General features: G+C 69.8%; 15 protein-coding genes and 4 pseudogenes. 11 read left to right on the top strand and 8 right to left on the bottom strand.

All coding sequences use genetic code 11. From position 1 onward, the window contains the following. Nucleotides 1-28 precede the first annotated feature (28 nt). Nucleotides 29-1,799, top strand: a pseudogene (locus tag ACQ86J_RS33845) (aminopeptidase P family protein). Here the strand turns inward: ACQ86J_RS33845 and ACQ86J_RS33850 are convergent. The 3 genes from ACQ86J_RS33850 to ACQ86J_RS33860 form a co-directional block, all read right to left on the bottom strand. Continuing rightward, entirely contained in the window at nt 1,792-2,661 is an 870-nt protein-coding gene (locus tag ACQ86J_RS33850; RefSeq protein WP_431268955.1) for an oxygenase MpaB family protein, read from the bottom strand. The pseudogene ACQ86J_RS33845 and the gene ACQ86J_RS33850 sit on opposite strands and share 8 nt — an antisense overlap. 106 nt (nt 2,662-2,767) lie before the next feature. Further along, nucleotides 2,768-3,853, bottom strand: a complete 1,086-nt coding sequence (locus tag ACQ86J_RS33855) for an amidohydrolase family protein (RefSeq protein WP_431268956.1) — start codon at nt 3,851-3,853, stop codon at nt 2,768-2,770. Continuing rightward, nucleotides 3,850-4,275, bottom strand: a complete 426-nt coding sequence (locus ACQ86J_RS33860; protein ID WP_431268957.1) for a hypothetical protein — start codon at nt 4,273-4,275, stop codon at nt 3,850-3,852. Before ACQ86J_RS33860 ends, ACQ86J_RS33855 begins: the two co-directional genes overlap by 4 nt. A gap of 202 nt (nt 4,276-4,477) precedes the next feature. Between ACQ86J_RS33860 and ACQ86J_RS33865 the strand changes: the two genes are divergently transcribed. From ACQ86J_RS33865 to der, 4 genes and pseudogenes are all read left to right on the top strand, one after another. Continuing rightward, complete coding sequence (locus ACQ86J_RS33865; RefSeq protein ID WP_431268958.1) at nt 4,478-5,122, top strand: tetratricopeptide repeat protein; 645 nt, start codon at nt 4,478-4,480, stop codon at nt 5,120-5,122. A gap of 14 nt (nt 5,123-5,136) precedes the next feature. After that, nucleotides 5,137-6,375: a PQQ-binding-like beta-propeller repeat protein gene (locus ACQ86J_RS33870; RefSeq protein ID WP_431268959.1), complete on the top strand. Its 1,239-nt coding sequence runs from the start codon at nt 5,137-5,139 to the stop codon at nt 6,373-6,375. Beyond that, entirely contained in the window at nt 6,275-6,490 is a 216-nt protein-coding gene (locus tag ACQ86J_RS33875; protein ID WP_431272630.1) for a hypothetical protein, read from the top strand. Before ACQ86J_RS33870 ends, ACQ86J_RS33875 begins: the two co-directional genes overlap by 101 nt. A 72-nt stretch (nt 6,491-6,562) precedes the next feature. Continuing rightward, nucleotides 6,563-7,907 (top strand): annotated as a pseudogene (der, locus tag ACQ86J_RS33880) (ribosome biogenesis GTPase Der). A 15-nt stretch (nt 7,908-7,922) separates the two neighbouring features. Here der and ACQ86J_RS33885 read toward each other — a convergent pair. From ACQ86J_RS33885 to ACQ86J_RS33895, 3 genes are read right to left on the bottom strand one after another with little or no spacing between them, the layout of a single operon-like run. Continuing rightward, the gene (locus tag ACQ86J_RS33885) at nt 7,923-8,195 is read right to left on the bottom strand and encodes a hypothetical protein (RefSeq protein WP_431268960.1); all 273 of its coding nucleotides are present in this window, start codon (nt 8,193-8,195) and stop codon (nt 7,923-7,925) included. Continuing rightward, nucleotides 8,192-9,163: an LLM class flavin-dependent oxidoreductase gene (locus tag ACQ86J_RS33890; RefSeq protein WP_431268961.1), complete on the bottom strand. Its 972-nt coding sequence runs from the start codon at nt 9,161-9,163 to the stop codon at nt 8,192-8,194. The genes ACQ86J_RS33885 and ACQ86J_RS33890 overlap by 4 nt, the downstream gene beginning before the upstream one ends. 14 nt (nt 9,164-9,177) lie before the next feature. Next, nucleotides 9,178-9,840 (bottom strand): alpha/beta fold hydrolase, encoded by a 663-nt coding sequence (locus tag ACQ86J_RS33895; protein WP_431268962.1) that lies wholly within the window; start codon nt 9,838-9,840, stop codon nt 9,178-9,180. On the opposite strand from ACQ86J_RS33895, the gene ACQ86J_RS33900 reads away from it, so the two are divergent. From ACQ86J_RS33900 to ACQ86J_RS33920, 5 genes and pseudogenes are all read left to right on the top strand, one after another. Then, nucleotides 9,811-10,278: a hypothetical protein gene (locus ACQ86J_RS33900; RefSeq protein ID WP_431268963.1), complete on the top strand. Its 468-nt coding sequence runs from the start codon at nt 9,811-9,813 to the stop codon at nt 10,276-10,278. The genes ACQ86J_RS33895 and ACQ86J_RS33900 overlap by 30 nt on opposite strands. A gap of 281 nt (nt 10,279-10,559) precedes the next feature. Further along, the gene (locus ACQ86J_RS33905) at nt 10,560-10,808 is read left to right on the top strand and encodes a hypothetical protein (protein ID WP_431268964.1); all 249 of its coding nucleotides are present in this window, start codon (nt 10,560-10,562) and stop codon (nt 10,806-10,808) included. Nucleotides 10,809-10,862: 54 nt separating this feature from the next. Then, entirely contained in the window at nt 10,863-11,045 is a 183-nt protein-coding gene (locus ACQ86J_RS33910; protein WP_431272631.1) for a 2Fe-2S iron-sulfur cluster-binding protein, read from the top strand. Between the two features lie 206 nt (nt 11,046-11,251). Further along, nucleotides 11,252-11,932 (top strand): annotated as a pseudogene (locus ACQ86J_RS33915) (ABC transporter substrate-binding protein); the annotation flags it as partial. A gap of 115 nt (nt 11,933-12,047) precedes the next feature. Beyond that, nucleotides 12,048-12,371, top strand: coding sequence for an ABC transporter substrate-binding protein (locus ACQ86J_RS33920; RefSeq protein ID WP_431268965.1), 324 nt, complete (start codon nt 12,048-12,050; stop codon nt 12,369-12,371). A gap of 79 nt (nt 12,372-12,450) precedes the next feature. Here the strand turns inward: ACQ86J_RS33920 and ACQ86J_RS33925 are convergent. Further along, nucleotides 12,451-13,125 (bottom strand): annotated as a pseudogene (locus tag ACQ86J_RS33925) (penicillin-insensitive murein endopeptidase). 149 nt (nt 13,126-13,274) lie between these two features. Beyond that, a complete protein-coding gene (locus ACQ86J_RS33930) occupies nt 13,275-13,838 on the bottom strand; it encodes a polysaccharide biosynthesis/export family protein (protein ID WP_431268966.1) in 564 nt (187 codons plus the stop codon). A 356-nt stretch (nt 13,839-14,194) separates the two neighbouring features. On the opposite strand from ACQ86J_RS33930, the gene ACQ86J_RS33935 reads away from it, so the two are divergent. Beyond that, the gene (locus ACQ86J_RS33935; RefSeq protein WP_431268967.1) at nt 14,195-15,496 is read left to right on the top strand and encodes a GumC family protein; all 1,302 of its coding nucleotides are present in this window, start codon (nt 14,195-14,197) and stop codon (nt 15,494-15,496) included. Nucleotides 15,497-15,505 lie beyond the last annotated feature (9 nt).

Consider the following 15,505-nt stretch of genomic DNA (forward strand, 5'->3'; position numbering starts at 1 on the left):
GACTCTGGCATCCAGGAAGGAGCCCCCGATGACGCCCGCCGAACGCCTCGCCGTGCTGCGCGCCGCACTCCGCCGGGCCGGCGTGGAGGGCTTCCTGATTCCCCGCGCCGACGAGCATCTCGGCGAATATGTCCCACCCTCCGGTGAGCGTTTGGCTTGGCTGAGCGGCTTTACCGGCAGTGCCGGCCTGGCCGTGGTACTGGACGATCGCGCCGCGCTCTTCACCGATGGTCGCTACACCACACAGGCCCAGCAGCAGCTCGACCCGTCGCTCTGGGAGTTGCGGCACATCACCGAACAGCCGGCGGTGGACTGGCTGAAGGAGCACGCGGCCGGCCGCCGCATTGGCTACGATCCCTGGCTTCACCCGGAAGCCGCGCTGAAGCGGCTGGAGCCGGCGGGGGTCACCCTGGTCCCGTTACCGGCCAACCCGCTCGACGCGGTTTGGGCTGACCGCCCCGCCCCACCGATGGCAGCGGCGGTGCCGCATCCGCTCGACTATGCCGGCGCCGCGGCGGCCGAGAAGCGCGCGGCTGCGGCCAAGGCGCTGCGCGAGGCGGGGGAGGACGCCGCCATCCTGGCCGACAGCCACTCGCTCGCCTGGTTGTTCAACATCCGCGGCGGCGACCTGGCGCATACGCCGCTCGCCCTCGGCTTCGGTGTGCTGCGCGCCGATGCCTCGGCCGAGCTCTTCATGGCTCCTGGCAAGGTCCCGGCGGAGACGCGCGCGCATCTCGGCAACCAGGTCACGGTGCGACCGCGCGAGGCATTGCCGGCGGCGTTGCGGGCCTTGGCCAGCAAGACGGTGCGGGTGGACCCGGAGGCGACGCCAGCTTGGTTCGCCGAAACCCTGCGCGCCTCCGGCGCGAAGGTCGCCGCCGGCGATGACCCGGTCCGCCTGCCGCGCGCCTGCAAGAACCCGGTCGAACAGGAGGGGCGCGGGCCGCGCATCGGCGCGACGCGGTGGCGCTGGCCCGCTTCCTCGCCTGGTTCGCCGCTGCCGCGCCCGCGGGCGGGCAGACCGAGATGAGCGTTGCCGAACGGCTGCTGGCCTTCCGGCGGGAGGCGCCGCTGTTTCAAGCCGAAAGCTTCCCGGCGATCAGCGGCGCCGGGGAACACGGCGCGGTCATCCATTACCGCGCCACGGCGGCGAGCGATCGGCCGATCCGGCCTGATGAATGCTACCTGATCGACAGCGGCGGGCAGTTTCTCGACGGCACCACCGATGTCACCCGCACCTTATGGACCGGGCCCAGCCCGGCGCCGGCAACGCTGCGGGAGCGCTACACCCGGGTACTGCAGGGGCATCTCGCGCTGGCGACGCTACGTTTCCCGAAGGAGTCGCCGGGCCACATCTGGACGCCTTCGCCCGGCGCGCGCTGTGGGAGGCCGGGCTCGACTACGACCACGGCACCGGCCATGGCGTCGGCAGCTTCCTGTCCGTGCATGAGGGACCGGCGGCCTTCAGCCGGGCGGCCAAGCCGGTGCCCTTGGCGCCGGGCATGATCCTTTCAGACGAACCAGGCTACTACCTGCCCGGGCAATACGGCATCCGGATCGAGAACCTGCTGCTTGTGCGAGAGGCCGAGTCACGCCCGGACCAGGTGAAGCCCTTCCTAGAATTCGAGACGCTGACCCTTGCGCCCTACGATCGCACGCTGATCGACACTGGGCTGCTGACCCCGGCCGAGCGGGCCTGGGTGGATGCCTATCAGACCTGGGTGCTGGCCGAGGTCGGGCCGCATTGCGATTCGGCGACGGCGGCCTGGCTGCGGGCGGCCTGCGCGCCGCTCAGCTGAAGGCCCAGCGGATCGTCCGCGCCACGCCGAGCGTTCCGGCCCGCAGCAGCGGCCGTGCCGGCGGCGGCGGCAGCCCGTGCATCCGCCGTGCCCAGTCCGGCAGCAGGTCGAGCCCGGCCTGCTGGGTGAGTTGCTGCAACGGCTCCTGCCAGCTGGTTTCCGCCCGGCGGGTCAGCAGGATGCGGGCGACCTCCCGGGTGCGGTCGTCCACCTGCAGCTTCGGCCGCATGGCGCGCAGGATTGCCCGTGCCTCCGCCCGGCTGCGCGGCAGCGGGTCGGCGCCGAGCGCCGCGCCCACCACCGCCATCTCGGCGAAGTAGCGGTCGCGGTCAGGCCCTGGCATGTCCGGCTCGGCATAGCGGATCCAGGCCTCGAGGAAGGTGGTCGCCTCGGTCACGTGCACCCAGGCCAGCAGTTCGGGGTCGTTGGCAGCATAGGGCGTGCCGTCCGGCAGGGTGCCGCGGACATGGCCGTGGATGCGGCGCACCCGCTCGATCACCGCCGTGGCCTCCTCGCGGCTGCCATAGGTGGTCAGGGCGATGAAGCGGGCGGTGCGGCGCAGCCGGCCGGCCAGGTCGTCGCGGAAGCGCGAATGGTCCCAGACCCCGGCCAGCACCGCCGGATAGAGCATCTGCAGCATCAACCCGGCGATGCCGCCGACCATCATGGAGGCGACGTCGCCATGCACCCGCCAGGCGACCGCGTTCGGGCCGAACAGCCCGTCCGGGCGGCGCGCCACCGGCCGTTCGCCACGGGCCTGGTCGTTGAAGAGGGAGACGATCCGGCCGGCGATCGCCCGTTTGAGCGGGCGGGCAAGTGCCGCGCCCGGAGACGTCGTGGCGGTGAGGGCGGGATAGGCCATCAGCCCGGCCCACCCGCATGATGGGGATGTCGGTTCACCCGACAGACGTGGCGTCGCCAGCGCCGGGGTCAACGCCGGGCCGGCGCGATCACCCGGCCTGGCCGGATCACACCTTGATCTTCAGCACCTTCGCCGCCGTGCGGCCGAGGATATCGAGCTTCTGCTCGTCGCTCAGCGTCTTGGTTGCGAAGATGTGGTCGACCGGGTTCAGCTCCCAGGGATATGGGTAGTCGCTGCCCAGGATGACCTGGCCGGCGCCGACCACCGCGGTCAGGTGGCGCAGGGCTTCCGGGGTGAAGACCAGGCTGTCGAAATACATCTGCTTCAGGTAGTCGGACGGCTTCTTCTTCAGCGTGACGTTCGGGTCGCAGCCGCCGGGATTGACCAGGCAGGCATGGTCCTGCCGGTCGGCATAGTGCGGCAGCCAGCCGCCGCCATGCGCGGCTATGATCTTCAGGTTGGGGAACTTGTCGAGCGTCCCCTCGAAGATCAGCTTCGAGAGGGTGATGGTGGTCTCAGTCGGATAAGCCACCGCATTGGTGAGCCAGCCATTGCCGGCGAGCTGCTTGTTGAGCTCCGGCACCCCCTGCGGGTGGAAGAACAGCGGGGCGCCCAACTCCTCGGCCTTCGCCCAGATCGGGTGGAAGCGCGGGTCGGAGAAGGGCACACCGCCGAAATTCGTGCCGACCGCCGCGCCCTTGAGCCCTTGCTGCTTCATCGCCGTCTCGAGCTCCTGCACCGCCAGCTGCGGGTCCTGCAGGGTCAGCGAGCAGAAGCCGGCGAAGCGATCCGGATGCGCGGCGCAGAGCTCAGCCATCTTGGTGTTGTTGATCTTGACGATCTGCGCGGCGACGTCGCGGTCGCGCCCGTACCAGAAGGGATTCACGGAGAGGACTTCCATGTCCACCTTCTGGGCGTCCATGGCGGCGAAGCGGGTGGCGACGTCGATCGGCGCCTCGGTCCCGCCGCGCACGGTATTGACCAGGATCGAGCGGTTATTGTCGATCAGCGGCAGGACGTCGAGGAACACGCAATGCGCGTGCACGTCGATGGTCTTGACCTTCTTGCCGTTGACCGCAACGGCTTGGCGCTTGGCGGCGCCTGCGGCATGCGCCCTGTCAAGCAGCCCGCAGCTGCAGAACGCAACACCGGTTGCGGCGGCGGCGCCCAGGAATCCCCTGCGTGACGTCATCGGATGGTCCCCCATGTTTTTTGTTGACGACAAGCCTTGCCCGAAAGGCGCAGCGGCGCAAACCGGAAAACATGCTGCAATGCGGCGCCGATCCGGCGGCAGGCGGCCTCACCACAACCCGGGCCAGCGTCGCGTCCGGTGTGTCTCTTGCTCGGCGCTGAGGATCGCGCGGCCATCGGCGATGCCGACAGGTAGCGGCAGGGCAAGGGCGGCGCGCGCCAGCAATCCACCCGGCCGATCGAGCGAGTGCAATAGGGCGGCGGCAGCGGTGGCGGCTCCGGCAGCCGGCAATAGGCTTGCCCCTGGTCGAGCCGCACGATGGAGCAATCCCGCCCGGAGATCGCCGAAACCGCAGCATCCGGCAGGCTGCGCCCGATCACCATCACGCTGCCGAGATTGGCCGCGGCGAGCCCGCCCGTCACCGAGGAATCGCATCCCGCCAGCAAGAGGCAAAGGCCAACCAGTGGCATGCGGCGGGGGAGGCGGCGAGGCGGCATCCGCCCGTCCTAGCGCTGCGGGCTTAACGCCCCGCCAAGGGGCTGCTATGCAGCGCAGCCTTGCTGCCGCTTTGCGGCACGACTTTGCCATCCCCATGCAGCGCGGCTCCGCCGCAAGGATCACCGCGTGCCCGATATCTTCGACGAGGTCGAGGAGGACCTCCGCGCCGAGCGGATGAAGCGCCTGCTCACGCGCTATGGCGGGTTGCTGGCCGGCGCCGCCCTGCTGGTCGTTGCCGGCGTCGCGGGCCTGCAGGGCTGGCACTGGTACGAGGCGCAGGGGGCCGGCAAGGCAGCGGAGTCCTACCTGGCCGCCGGCCGCGCCGCGACCGAGCCGAATGCCGACCTCAAATCCGTCGCCGGCCGCTACGAGGCCGTGGCTGCCGAGGCGCCGGGCGGCTACCGAACCCTGGCCCGGCTGCGCGCCGCGGCGCTGAAGGCCGAGGCCGGCGATGCCGCCGGCGCCCTGGCTGACTGGGACGCTATCGCCCGGGACAGCGCCACCGACCCGCTCTACCGCGACCTGGCGAACCTGCTCTGGGCCCTGCACTCGGTCGATGCCGGCGATCCGTCGGCGGTCGAGGCCCGGCTGGCGCCGCTCCTGCAGGGGCCGTGGCGGGCCTCGGCCGAGGAAGTCCGGGCGCTGGTGGCGATGAAGCGCAACGACACCGATGCCGCGAAGCAGATCCTGACGGCGCTCTCGACCGATTCGCTGGCGCCGCAGGGCGTGCGGGACCGGGCCGGGCGGCTGCTGGCGGGCCTGGGCGGCTGATGCGAGGAGATTCCATGCGGCGCTTCACCCGAAGGGCCGCCCTGCTGGGCGGGGCCGGCCTGCTGTCCGGCTGCGAGTCGATCACCGATACCTTCGACAACTGGTTTGGCGAGCGGAAGGTCCCGCTCAAGGGCGACCGCAAGCCGGTCCTGACCGCCGACCGCGCGCTCGACGTCGACCCGAACGAGACCCGGACGGTGACCCTGCCGCCCGTGACCGCGCTTGCCGAATGGCCGCAGGCGGGCGGCGTGCCGAGCCATGCGATCGGCCATCCGGCGCTCGGCACCGGGCTTCGACAGGCCTGGAGTACGTCGGTCGGCACCGGCGCCGGCTACCGTCGCCGCCTGGTCTCGCCGCCGCTAGTGGCCGCCGGGCTGGTCTTCGCCGCCGATGCCTATGGCCAAGTCACCGCGCTCGACGCCGCGACCGGGCGGGAGCGCTGGTCCTTCGACACCCGGCCGAAGAAGGAGCGCGACGGCGCGCTCGGCGCCGGCCTGGCCTTCGATGCCGGGATTGTCTACGTCGTGACAGGCTTGGCGGAGGTCATGACCCTCGATGCGGCGACCGGCAATCTCGGCTGGCGGGCGCCGCTGCCGGCCCCGGCGCGCGGGGCGCCGACCGTGGCCGGCGGGCGGATCTTCGTGCTCACCACGGAAAACCACCTGCTGTCGCTGTCCACCACCGATGGGGCGCGGCAATGGACCTATCGCGGCCAGCCGACCACCACCATGGTGCTCGGCCTGCCTGCACCGGCGGTCGAGGGCGAGACGGTGGTGGCCGGCTTCGCCTCCGGCGAACTGGCAGCGCTGCGGACCCAGGATGGCCGGCTGATCTGGAGCGAGACGCTCTCCTCCGCCCGCGGCGGCGGCTTGGCGGATATCGCCGCCATCACCGCCATGCCGGTCATCGACCGCAACCGGGTCATCGCCGCCGGGCTGGGCGGCCTGGCGATCGCCATCGACCTTCGCTCCGGCCGGCGACTCTGGGAACGTGACGTCGCGGTGGGCGAGACGCCATGGGCGGTTGGCGACTGGATCTTTCTGGTGACCACCAGTGGCGACCTGGCCTGTCTCGGCCGGGAGGACGGCCGGGTCCGCTGGATCACCCCGCTGGGCCGCTACCAGAGATCCGGAAAAGCGCCGCGACCCGTACATCTGGGGGCCGCCGATGCTGGCCGGCGGCCGCCTGCTGGTCGCCAACAGCATCGGCCGGATGGTCGAGGTCGATCCGCTGACCGGCGAGAAGGCCGGTGAGACGAAGCTGCCGGCCAGCACGACCCTGGCGCCGGCGCTGGCGGGCGGGGTGCTCTATCTGCTGACCGATGATGGTGACGTGGTGGCGATGCGGGGCGGCTCGCCAGGGGCCTGACCGCCTCCACCCCGGGTTCCATTGGCCAGGGTTCCATTGGCCCTGGCCGCCGCTTTCGGCTATCGGGGGCGCATGCTCCCCACCATCGCCGTCATCGGCAGGCCGAATGTCGGCAAGTCCACTCTGTTCAACCGGCTCGTCGGGCGGAAGATCGCCATCGTCGACGACCAGCCGGGCGTCACCCGCGACCGCAAGGAAGCCGAGACCCGCATCGGCGGCCGGGATGTTCGCATCCTTGACACTGCTGGGCTCGAGGAAGCGCCGCCCGAGACCATCCAGGGCCGCATGCGCGCCAGTTCCGAGGCCGCGGTGCGCGAGAGCGACCTGGTGGTCTTCGTGGTCGATGCCAGGGCAGGGCTCACCCCTCCGACCGCGCCTTCGGCGAATGGTTGCGGCGGCAGACCGTCCCGGTCGTGCTGGTGGCGAACAAGACCGAGGGACGCCAGGGCGGCTATGCCGCGATGGAGGCCTATGAGCTCGGCCTCGGCGATCCACCGCGGTCTCCGCCGAGCATGGCGACGGCATCGGCGAACTTCACGACGCGATCCGCGAGCACCTGCCCGAGGAGGCGGAAGCGGACGAGCGGGAGGACCCGAACCGGCCGCTGCGCCTGGCCATCATCGGCCGGCCGAATGCCGGCAAGTCGACCCTGCTGAACGCCCTGCTGGGCGAGGAGCGGATGATCACCGGGCCGGAGCCCGGACTCACGCGGGATTCCGTGGCCGTCGAATGGACCGACCCCACGGGGGGCAAGGTCCGGCTGGTCGACACCGCCGGCCTTCGCAAAAAGGCGCGGATCGAAAAGGCGCTCGAGAAGATGTCGACCGCCGCCTCGATTGCCGCGCTGAAGGAATGCGAGGTGGCGATCCTGGTGGTGGACGCCTTGCTGGGGATGGACGAGCAGGACCTGCGCCTGGCCCGCCTGGCCGAACGCGAGGGCCGCGGCATCGTCCTCGCCTTCAATAAGTGGGACGCGGTCGAGGACCGGGTGGCTACCCGCCGCAAACTGGACGACGTGCTGATGGCCAGCCTGGCGCAGCTGCGCGGGATTACGGTGGTCGCACTCTCGGCCCAGACCGGGCGGGGCGTCGACAAGCTGATGCCCGCGGTGCGGCAGGCCTATGCACTGTGGAACCGCCGCATCCCGACCGGCGAATTGAACCGCTGGTTCGAGGCGATGATCGCCAAGCATCCGCCGCCGCTGGCCGAAGGCCGCCGGATCAAGCTGCGCTACGCCACCATGCCGAAGGCCCGGCCGCCGACCATCGCGGTCTTCGGCACGCGGGCGGAGCAGCTGCCGGAGGACTATCGGCGCTATCTGGTAAACGGATTCCGCGAGGCCTTCGACATGCCGGGCGTGCCGGTCCGGCTGAACCTGCGCGGCACCAGCAATCCCTACGCGGAGGCGGAGGGATAGCCGCCAGCGACAGCGCTACTCGGCGGCCGCCACCCGGGGCCGCAGGTCGGTGCTGAACTGCAGGCTGACCGGCGTCTCCGCCTCGAAGGGGCTGTTGAGGTCGAGCGCCTTCGCCGTCTCCCGCAGCGCCGGCAGCACCTCCTGGCCCAGCAGGCGGATGCAGGTCAGGCTGTCCGCCTGGCTGACCGCGCCGTCATTGGCCCAGAGCGACATGATGCCCGGCCTTGTCTGCTCCATCACCTGGCGCAGCTTGGCGATGACCGTCTCCGGCTTGCCGGCGATGATCATGTTGTTCCGGATCTGCTCTTCGAAGGTCGGCCGACGGCGCGGGCTGGTGCCGCGGCCGGTCGAGAATTCGACGAAGCCGCGACGGTTCTCGGGCGAGGAATAGCCGGAGGGCGTGGACCAAACGGGATGGGCGAGGCCGGTGAACTCCCCTGCATCCAGGTGAACTGCCGGGCATTCTCGATCGCCTTCTCGTCGGTCGCGGCGACATGCACCTGCTTCAGGTAGCCGTGGTATTCCGGGCCGCTCTTGAAGCCGACGTCCTCGGCGACGCTGTCGTAGAGTTTCCAGATATTGTTGGTCTGCTCGACCGTCGTGTTCAGCGCGATGTAGGGGTAGCGGTGCTGCGCCGCCCAGATCACCGTCTCCTTGCTGATGACGCCAGGAATCCAGATGCGCGGATGCGGCTTCTGCAGCGGCACGGCCCACGGGTTCACCACGCGGTTGTGGTAGTGGTTGCCTTCGAAGCGGAAGGGGCCGGGCTGGGTCCAGGTCTTGACGATGAGGTCGTGCGCCTCCTCGAAGCGCTCGCGGTTGTAGGCGGGGTTCACGCCCGTCGCCAATTGCTCCTGCCCGCCGCCGCGGACGAATCCTGACACCAGGCGACCTTTCGAGATCATGTCGATCATCGCGAGCTCTTCGGCGATGCGGACGGGGTTCTCCGATAGGGGCAGCGGATTGCCGAGGATGACGATCTTCACCCGCTCGGTAATCGCGGCCAGGATGCTGGCGAAGACATTGGCCTTGGCCTGCATGCAGAAGGGCGCGTTGTGGTGCTCGTTCAGCATGATGCCGTCGAAGCCGACGGCCTCGGCCAGCTTGTATTGCTCGATGAACTCGTTGTAGAGGCGCGAGCCGGCCACCGGATCGAAATGGGTGTTCGGGAACATCAGCGCGGTGGCGCCGAACTCGAGGCCCTTGTCCGCGGGATAGGCGGACATAGGCTGCTCGGTGAAGTACATGATGTGCATGGTACGTCTCCCTGTCAGCCGCGCTGGGCGAAGGTGGTGACGAGGCGGACGAGCTCCGCCGGCTTCTCCATCTCGACGCAATGGCCGCAGCCCGCGATCATCTCGATCCGCGCCTTCGGCATGGCCTGCCGCCAGCGTTCCGCGGCGCTTGACGGCACCACTTGGTCCTCGGCGCCCCAGGCGATCAGCGTGGGCGAGCGTACGCCGCCCAGCAGATGCTGCAGGGTCAGGCTGTGCATGTAGGGCTTCCAGGCAATGCGGAAATTCATCTCCCGGCAGAGGTCCCATTCGACCAGCTGGTCGGTGCTCGGCTCGGCGCCATACAGTGCCTCGAAGGCGGCCGGATCGTGGAAGCCGGCACGGGCATAATCGATATGGCTGACCAGCGCCTGGTCGAGGATGTCACCCTCCGGCGGCTTGATCCCCATCGGCCCGACCAGCATCACCTGCGCCGGGTCCTCGGGCGCCATGCTCGCCATCTCGGCGGCGATCCAGCCGCCGAAGCCAAGGCCCAGCAGCGCGGCACGCGAGAGGCCAAGCTCCGCCAGCAGCCAGCGATAGACGACCGCCAAGTCGCGGACCGAGCGCATCCAGACCGGCCGCTCGGACTGGCCATAGCCCGGATGCTCCGCCAGCAGCAGCTCGAAATGTCGGGCCAGCGCGGCATAGGCGGGCAACTGGTCCAGCGTGCCGGTATCATGGTGCAGGACCAGCAGCGGCGGGCCCTTGCCAGCGCGGCGCAGGCGCAGTTGCACCCCGGCGATTGGATGCAGGCTTTCCTGCCAGGCGAGCTGGTCTGCCATCGGCCGCTTTCCTCCGGTTTTCCCGAACGCAAGCAGCCCGCCGATACAGGTGTCAATGCGCCGTCGACTTTCAACGCCTTCGGGCCGGACAACGAACTCCGCCGTCAGGCGCTGGCCGGCGCCGCCCCGCACCTCGCCTGGGTCATGGAGCAATGCCGGCGAAAAAGATTTGGCGCCCGGCAGCTTCGGCGCCGCGATCCATGCCGCCGCCGATACCGGGGGCTGACGCCGGAGGAGGTGCCGGTGTTGGTGCGGTCGCTGTTCTCCGCCGGGTTCGACACCACCATCAATGGAATCGGCGCCGCCCTTTGATGCCTCGCCCGCTTTCCCGACGAATGCGCAAAGCTGCATGCCGACCCGTTCCTGGCCCGCGCCGCCTTCGAGGAGGCGATCCGCTTCGAGAGCCCGGTGCAGACCTGCTTCCGCGCCACGGCGGGGCCGGTGGAACTTGGCGGCGTGCCGCTGGGAGAGGGGAGTAGGTGCTGATGTTCCTCGCCGTCGCCAACCGCGACCCGCGCCGGTGGGATAGGCCGGACGACTAGGACATCGCCCGCCGCACCGCCGGCCATCTCGGCTTCGGCGCCGGAATCCGTATGTGCGTCGGCCAGCTCCTGGCGCGGCTGGAGGGGGAGGTGCTGCTGGCGGCGCTCGCCCAGCGATTGCGGGCCATCGAGATCGCCGGCGCCCCGGTACGGCGCTACAACAACACGCTGCGCGGCCTGGCCAGCCTACCGCTGACCCTGCACGCCGCCCGAGGACCTGCCATGCCCAGCATCACCTTCGTCCAGCCCGATGGCCGCCGCCGGGTGATCGAGGCCGATGCCGGCAGCAGCGCGATGTAGGCGGCGACGGCGGAGGGGCTGGAGGAGATCCTGGCCGAGTGCGGCGGCAACTGCATCTGCGCCACCTGCCATGTCTATGTGGTCGAGGACCCGGCCGGTGCGCTGCCGCCGCCGACGCCGGACGAGGATGCCCTGCTGGACGGCACCGCGGCGGAGCGGCGGCCGAACAGCCGGCTGAGCTGCCAGCTGCCGGCCAGTGACGGCGTGATCCTGCAACTGCCGGACCGCCAGACCTGACGCCAGCGAAGCGGTTTCCTCCCGCCCGAAGTTTCGCCTAGGCTTCCCGCCGATGCCGCGCCAAGGCGGTACGGGGAAGGGTCCACATGCAGATCACGAGGCGGGCGGCGCTGGGCGCGGCCATGGCGACGGCATCAGGCATCGGCGGCGCGCGCGCCCAGGGAAGCGGTGCCGCACAGACCATCCGCATCGGCGTGCTGAGCGACATGTCCGGTCCCTACCGCGACATCAGCGGCCCAGATTGCGTCGTCACCGCCCGGCAGGCAGTGCAGGATTTCGGCGCCGCGGCGCGCGGCATCGCGGTCGAGATCCTGCAGGCCGACCACCAGAACAAGGCCGATGTCGGCGTCAACATCGCCCGCCAGTGGTACGACCAGGGGGTCGACGCCATCCTCGAGGTCAACAACAGCGCCATCGCCCTGGCTGTCACCAAGCTGGCCCAGGAGAAGAACAAGGTCCACCTGAACAGCGGCGGCGCCTCCTCCGACCTCACCGGTCCCGGCTGCGGGCCCAACATGGTGCACTGGACCACCGATGCATGGGCCAATGCGCAAAGCACGGCGGGCGCGCTGTCGAAGGCCGGGGCGAAGCGCTGGTACTGCATCACTGCCGACTATGCCTTCGGCCATTCGGTGCAGCGGGAGGTGACGCGGGTGGTCCAGGCGGCCGGCGGACAGGTGGTTGGCAGCAGCGTCTATCCCTTCCCGCAGACCACCGACTTTTCCTCCTTCCTGGTCACCGCGGCCTCGCTCAGGCCGGACGTCATCGCGCTCTGCAATGCCGGGACGGACATGATCAATTGCGTCAAGCAGGGCCAGGAATTCGGCCTCGCGGGCCGGAAAATCCGGGTCGCGGCAATGATCGGCTTCCTCAGCGACGTCTATGCGATGGGCCTGCCGACGGCGCAGGGCCTGACCCTGACCGAGAGCTACTATTGGGACATGAACGACCGCAGCCGCGCGCGTTGCCGAGCGCCTGAAGGGCAAGATGATCGGCAACCGCATGGTTACCAGCGTGCAAGGCCAAGCCTATTCCTGCGCGCTGCATTACCTGAAGGCAGTGGAAGCGGTAGGCGTCGCCCGGGCCAAGGCCTCTGGGCTCGACGTGGTGCAGGCGATGAAGCGCCTGCCGACCGATGACGACGTGCATGGCCCCGGTCTGGTGCGTGAGGATGGCCGAAAGATCCACCCGACCTACCTCATGGAAGCGAAGCAGCCCGCCGAAAGCAAAAGCGAATGGGACCTGCTAAGGCTGGTCGCCACCACGCCGGCCGACCAGGCGTTCCGGCCTATTGCCGATGGGGGCTGTCCCTTTCTGAAAAGTTGAGGCCGGCCCGCCGCGCGAAGCCCGGATCCGGCGTTGCGGTCGGACGGCCTCGCACATCGTCCTTCGATGCGGCGCCTGGTCAGCGGGATTCCAGAACCGCTTGGCAATCCGCCGGTAGGCGCGGAGCCGGACCGGGCGCACGCGCAGCTGGCTGGCGAGCTTCCGGTGTCAGCCACCAGTCGAGCGAGGCGTCACAGCCATCACCGGCCGGCGGCGGAGCCTGATCTCGGCAATCGGCTTGGTCGGCCGGGCAGCGCAGGCGGATATGCATGTGGCTGTCATGGCCGCGCCAGGGACGGACTCGCCGCAGCCAGGTGGCGCCCGCCTCGCTGCGGCATAGCTGCCGCTTGATGGCATGGTTGACGAAGATTCGGTCTACACCCGGCAAGCTCCGCCGCGAGCCGTATCAGCGCGGCATGGCGGGAGGTCCAGCGCGCCGGGTCGATGCCGCTCTCGTCCGGCAGGACCAGGGAGGGGACGGCGATATCTTCCCGCGCCGCCACCGTCAGCGGCGGCTTTGGCGGAGTTCCAGCCAGATATCGGCATCAAGCCCGACCTGATGGCTGGAATGGCCATAGGGCATCGGCCCGCCGCGCGGCTGACCAAGATCGCCGATCCAAAGGATCGGGAAGCCTTGCGCCTTGGCCTGCGTGGCGAACTCGCGCAATGTCCCGACCAGCACTGGATGGCCCCAGTTGCGGTTGCGGGACAGCCGCACTGCCTGCCAGCCCGGCCCGTCCGGCGGCAGGGCCATGGCCCCGGCGATGCAGCCGAGGCCGGTCTGGCCGATGATCCGCGGCGGACCGGCGCTGGGTGTCGCCACCGCGGCCCAGGTCGCCCCTTCCGCCCTGGCGCCGCCATCCGGGGCAAGCGCCAGGAGCAGCGCAAGGGCGGCCGCGCGGATCAGAAGCGCCGCTCGAAGATGGTGATCACGTCGCCTGGCTGCACCAGCGCTTCACGCCCTGCGCGATACTCTACCGGGCGGCCTTCCGGGCCAATTCGCGTAACCGAGACATAATCACGGATGGCACGATAGTTGAATCCGCCGGCGACGGCTACGGCGGTGAGCGTGGTCATGCCGGGCTGGTAGGGGAACTGCCCCGGCCGTTCCGCCATGCCGAGCACGAAGATCGGCCGGTAGCCGGTGACCTGCACGGCCACGCTCGGGTCGCGGAACAGGCTCTTCGACTTCATCTCCTGCTCAATCGCCCGCTCGACTTCACCGGTGGTGCGGCCAGCGGCCTGCACGGCGCCGACCAGCGGCAGCGCGATCGTGCCGGCGTCGGAGACCCGGAAATCTCCCGTGAGTCGCGGATCATTGAATACGGTCACGCGCACTTGATCGTCAGGGCCGAGACGATAGGCGGCAGCCGTCGCGTCGGGCAAGGGCGGCAGGCTGCCCCCAGGCCCGCTGCAGGCGGCGACCGCGAACACGGGGAGCGTCCACAACAGGCGGCGTCCAATCATCGTAAGGCTTTCCTTCCCAGCTCTCGCGAGACCGCGCGGCATCGACGCCGCATGCACCGGTATCGCGCAATCTTCCCACGCGGCCTCTGTGCCAGAGCGCAAGCCGGGAGCACATTCGCGTTTCCTTGCGCAGGTGGTTCATCACGCCGTTGTTTGCGCCGCACCACGATGTTCGCCAGCCCGTTGATTGACCCCTTGAGTAGCCGACGCGTATTGCCACTCGCCTGTACAGCGCTGGCGCAAAGGGAAGACGCAACCCTCATGCTTGACAGACCGGTTGAGTCCAGGCCACCCGCCGACAAGCGGCCGACACTACGCACCCCGTCCCCGTCGCGGCACCGATCGAGCCCGAGGGCATGACGGTCACCGCGCTGATCGCGGCCCTGCGCCGGCGGCGTTGGGTATTGATCCTGTGCGCCTTGCTGTTCCCGATCGCCGCCTGGGTCGCGGCGAAGCAGCTAACGCCGCGCTACACTGCCAGTGCGACGGTGATGTTCGAGCCGACGGATTACGCGGCGCGCGAGTTGCAGAGCATCCTGCGCGACGAGACGACGACGGATGCGGTCCTCGCCAGCCAGGTAGAGGTGATTCGCAGCCTCTCGGTAGCGCGGCGGATCGTCCGGCAGTTCGACCTGACGAACAATGACGAGTTTTTCTGGTGGGCAGGCGAGGCGAAGCGGGTGGAAAGCCCGATCTACCGCTGGAATGCAGCGCTCGCGCGCCGGCTGAACAGCATCTCGCCGAGCCTTGCCGAACTGGTGGCGCCTGAGCCGCCGGCAGCGCGCCCGCCGGAGGAGCGCGCCGAGATCGCGGCGGCCGAAGCAGTACGCGACCGTCTCCAGGTCGCGGTGGTGCGCAACTCGCGCGTGCTCACCGTCAGCTTCACCTCGGAAAATCCGCGCTTGGCGATGGAGGCGGCGAACCTCGCCTCCGAGCTTTACATTTCCGACCAGCTCGAGGCCAAGTTCAACGCGGTGCGGCGCGCAAATGACTGGCTCGATGGCCGGGTCGGCCAGCTCCGGCAGGAGCTGGGCCAGACCGAGGCGCGGATCGCCGAGCTGCGCACCACCTCCGGCCTCACCCGCGGCGTGAGCGCGGCGCTGTCGACCGAGCAGGTGAGCAAGATCAACAATGATCTGGTCGAGTCGCGCAACACTCTGGCGATGGCCGAGGCACGGCTTGCCGCGGCGCGGAGCGGCGGTGGCGGTGCCGACATGACGGCGCTCGGCGCGTCGAACCTGGTGCAGCAGCGCGCGATGCGCGACACGGCGCGGGCGGATCTGGAGCGGCTCTCGGCGACGCTTGGCTCCAACCACCCGGATGTCCGCGCGGCGCGGTCGCGCCTGCAGGATATCGACCGCGCAGTCGGCGCCGAGACAGGCCGTGTGGTGCAGGCGCTCGATGCCGCCGTGCGCGAGGCACGCGCCCGGGTCCGCAGCCTGGAGGACGCCTTGCGTTCGCAGGAAGCCCGGGTGAACCAGAGCCAGACCGCCGAGATTCAGGTGGCGGCGCTGGAGCGCGAGGCGGAGGCGAGCCGCACCCTGCTGCGCGCCGTGCTCGAACGCTCGCAGCAGACCGTTTCGCGAGACTGCGATCGAAAAGCCGGACGCGCGCATCCTGTCGCCCGCGACAATGCCCGGCTCGCCGAGCTTTCCTAAGACCCTGCT

Origin of the sequence: Dankookia sp. P2 (assembly GCF_050632255.1) — a bacterium.
Taxonomy (GTDB): Bacteria; Pseudomonadota; Alphaproteobacteria; order Acetobacterales; family Acetobacteraceae; genus Paracraurococcus.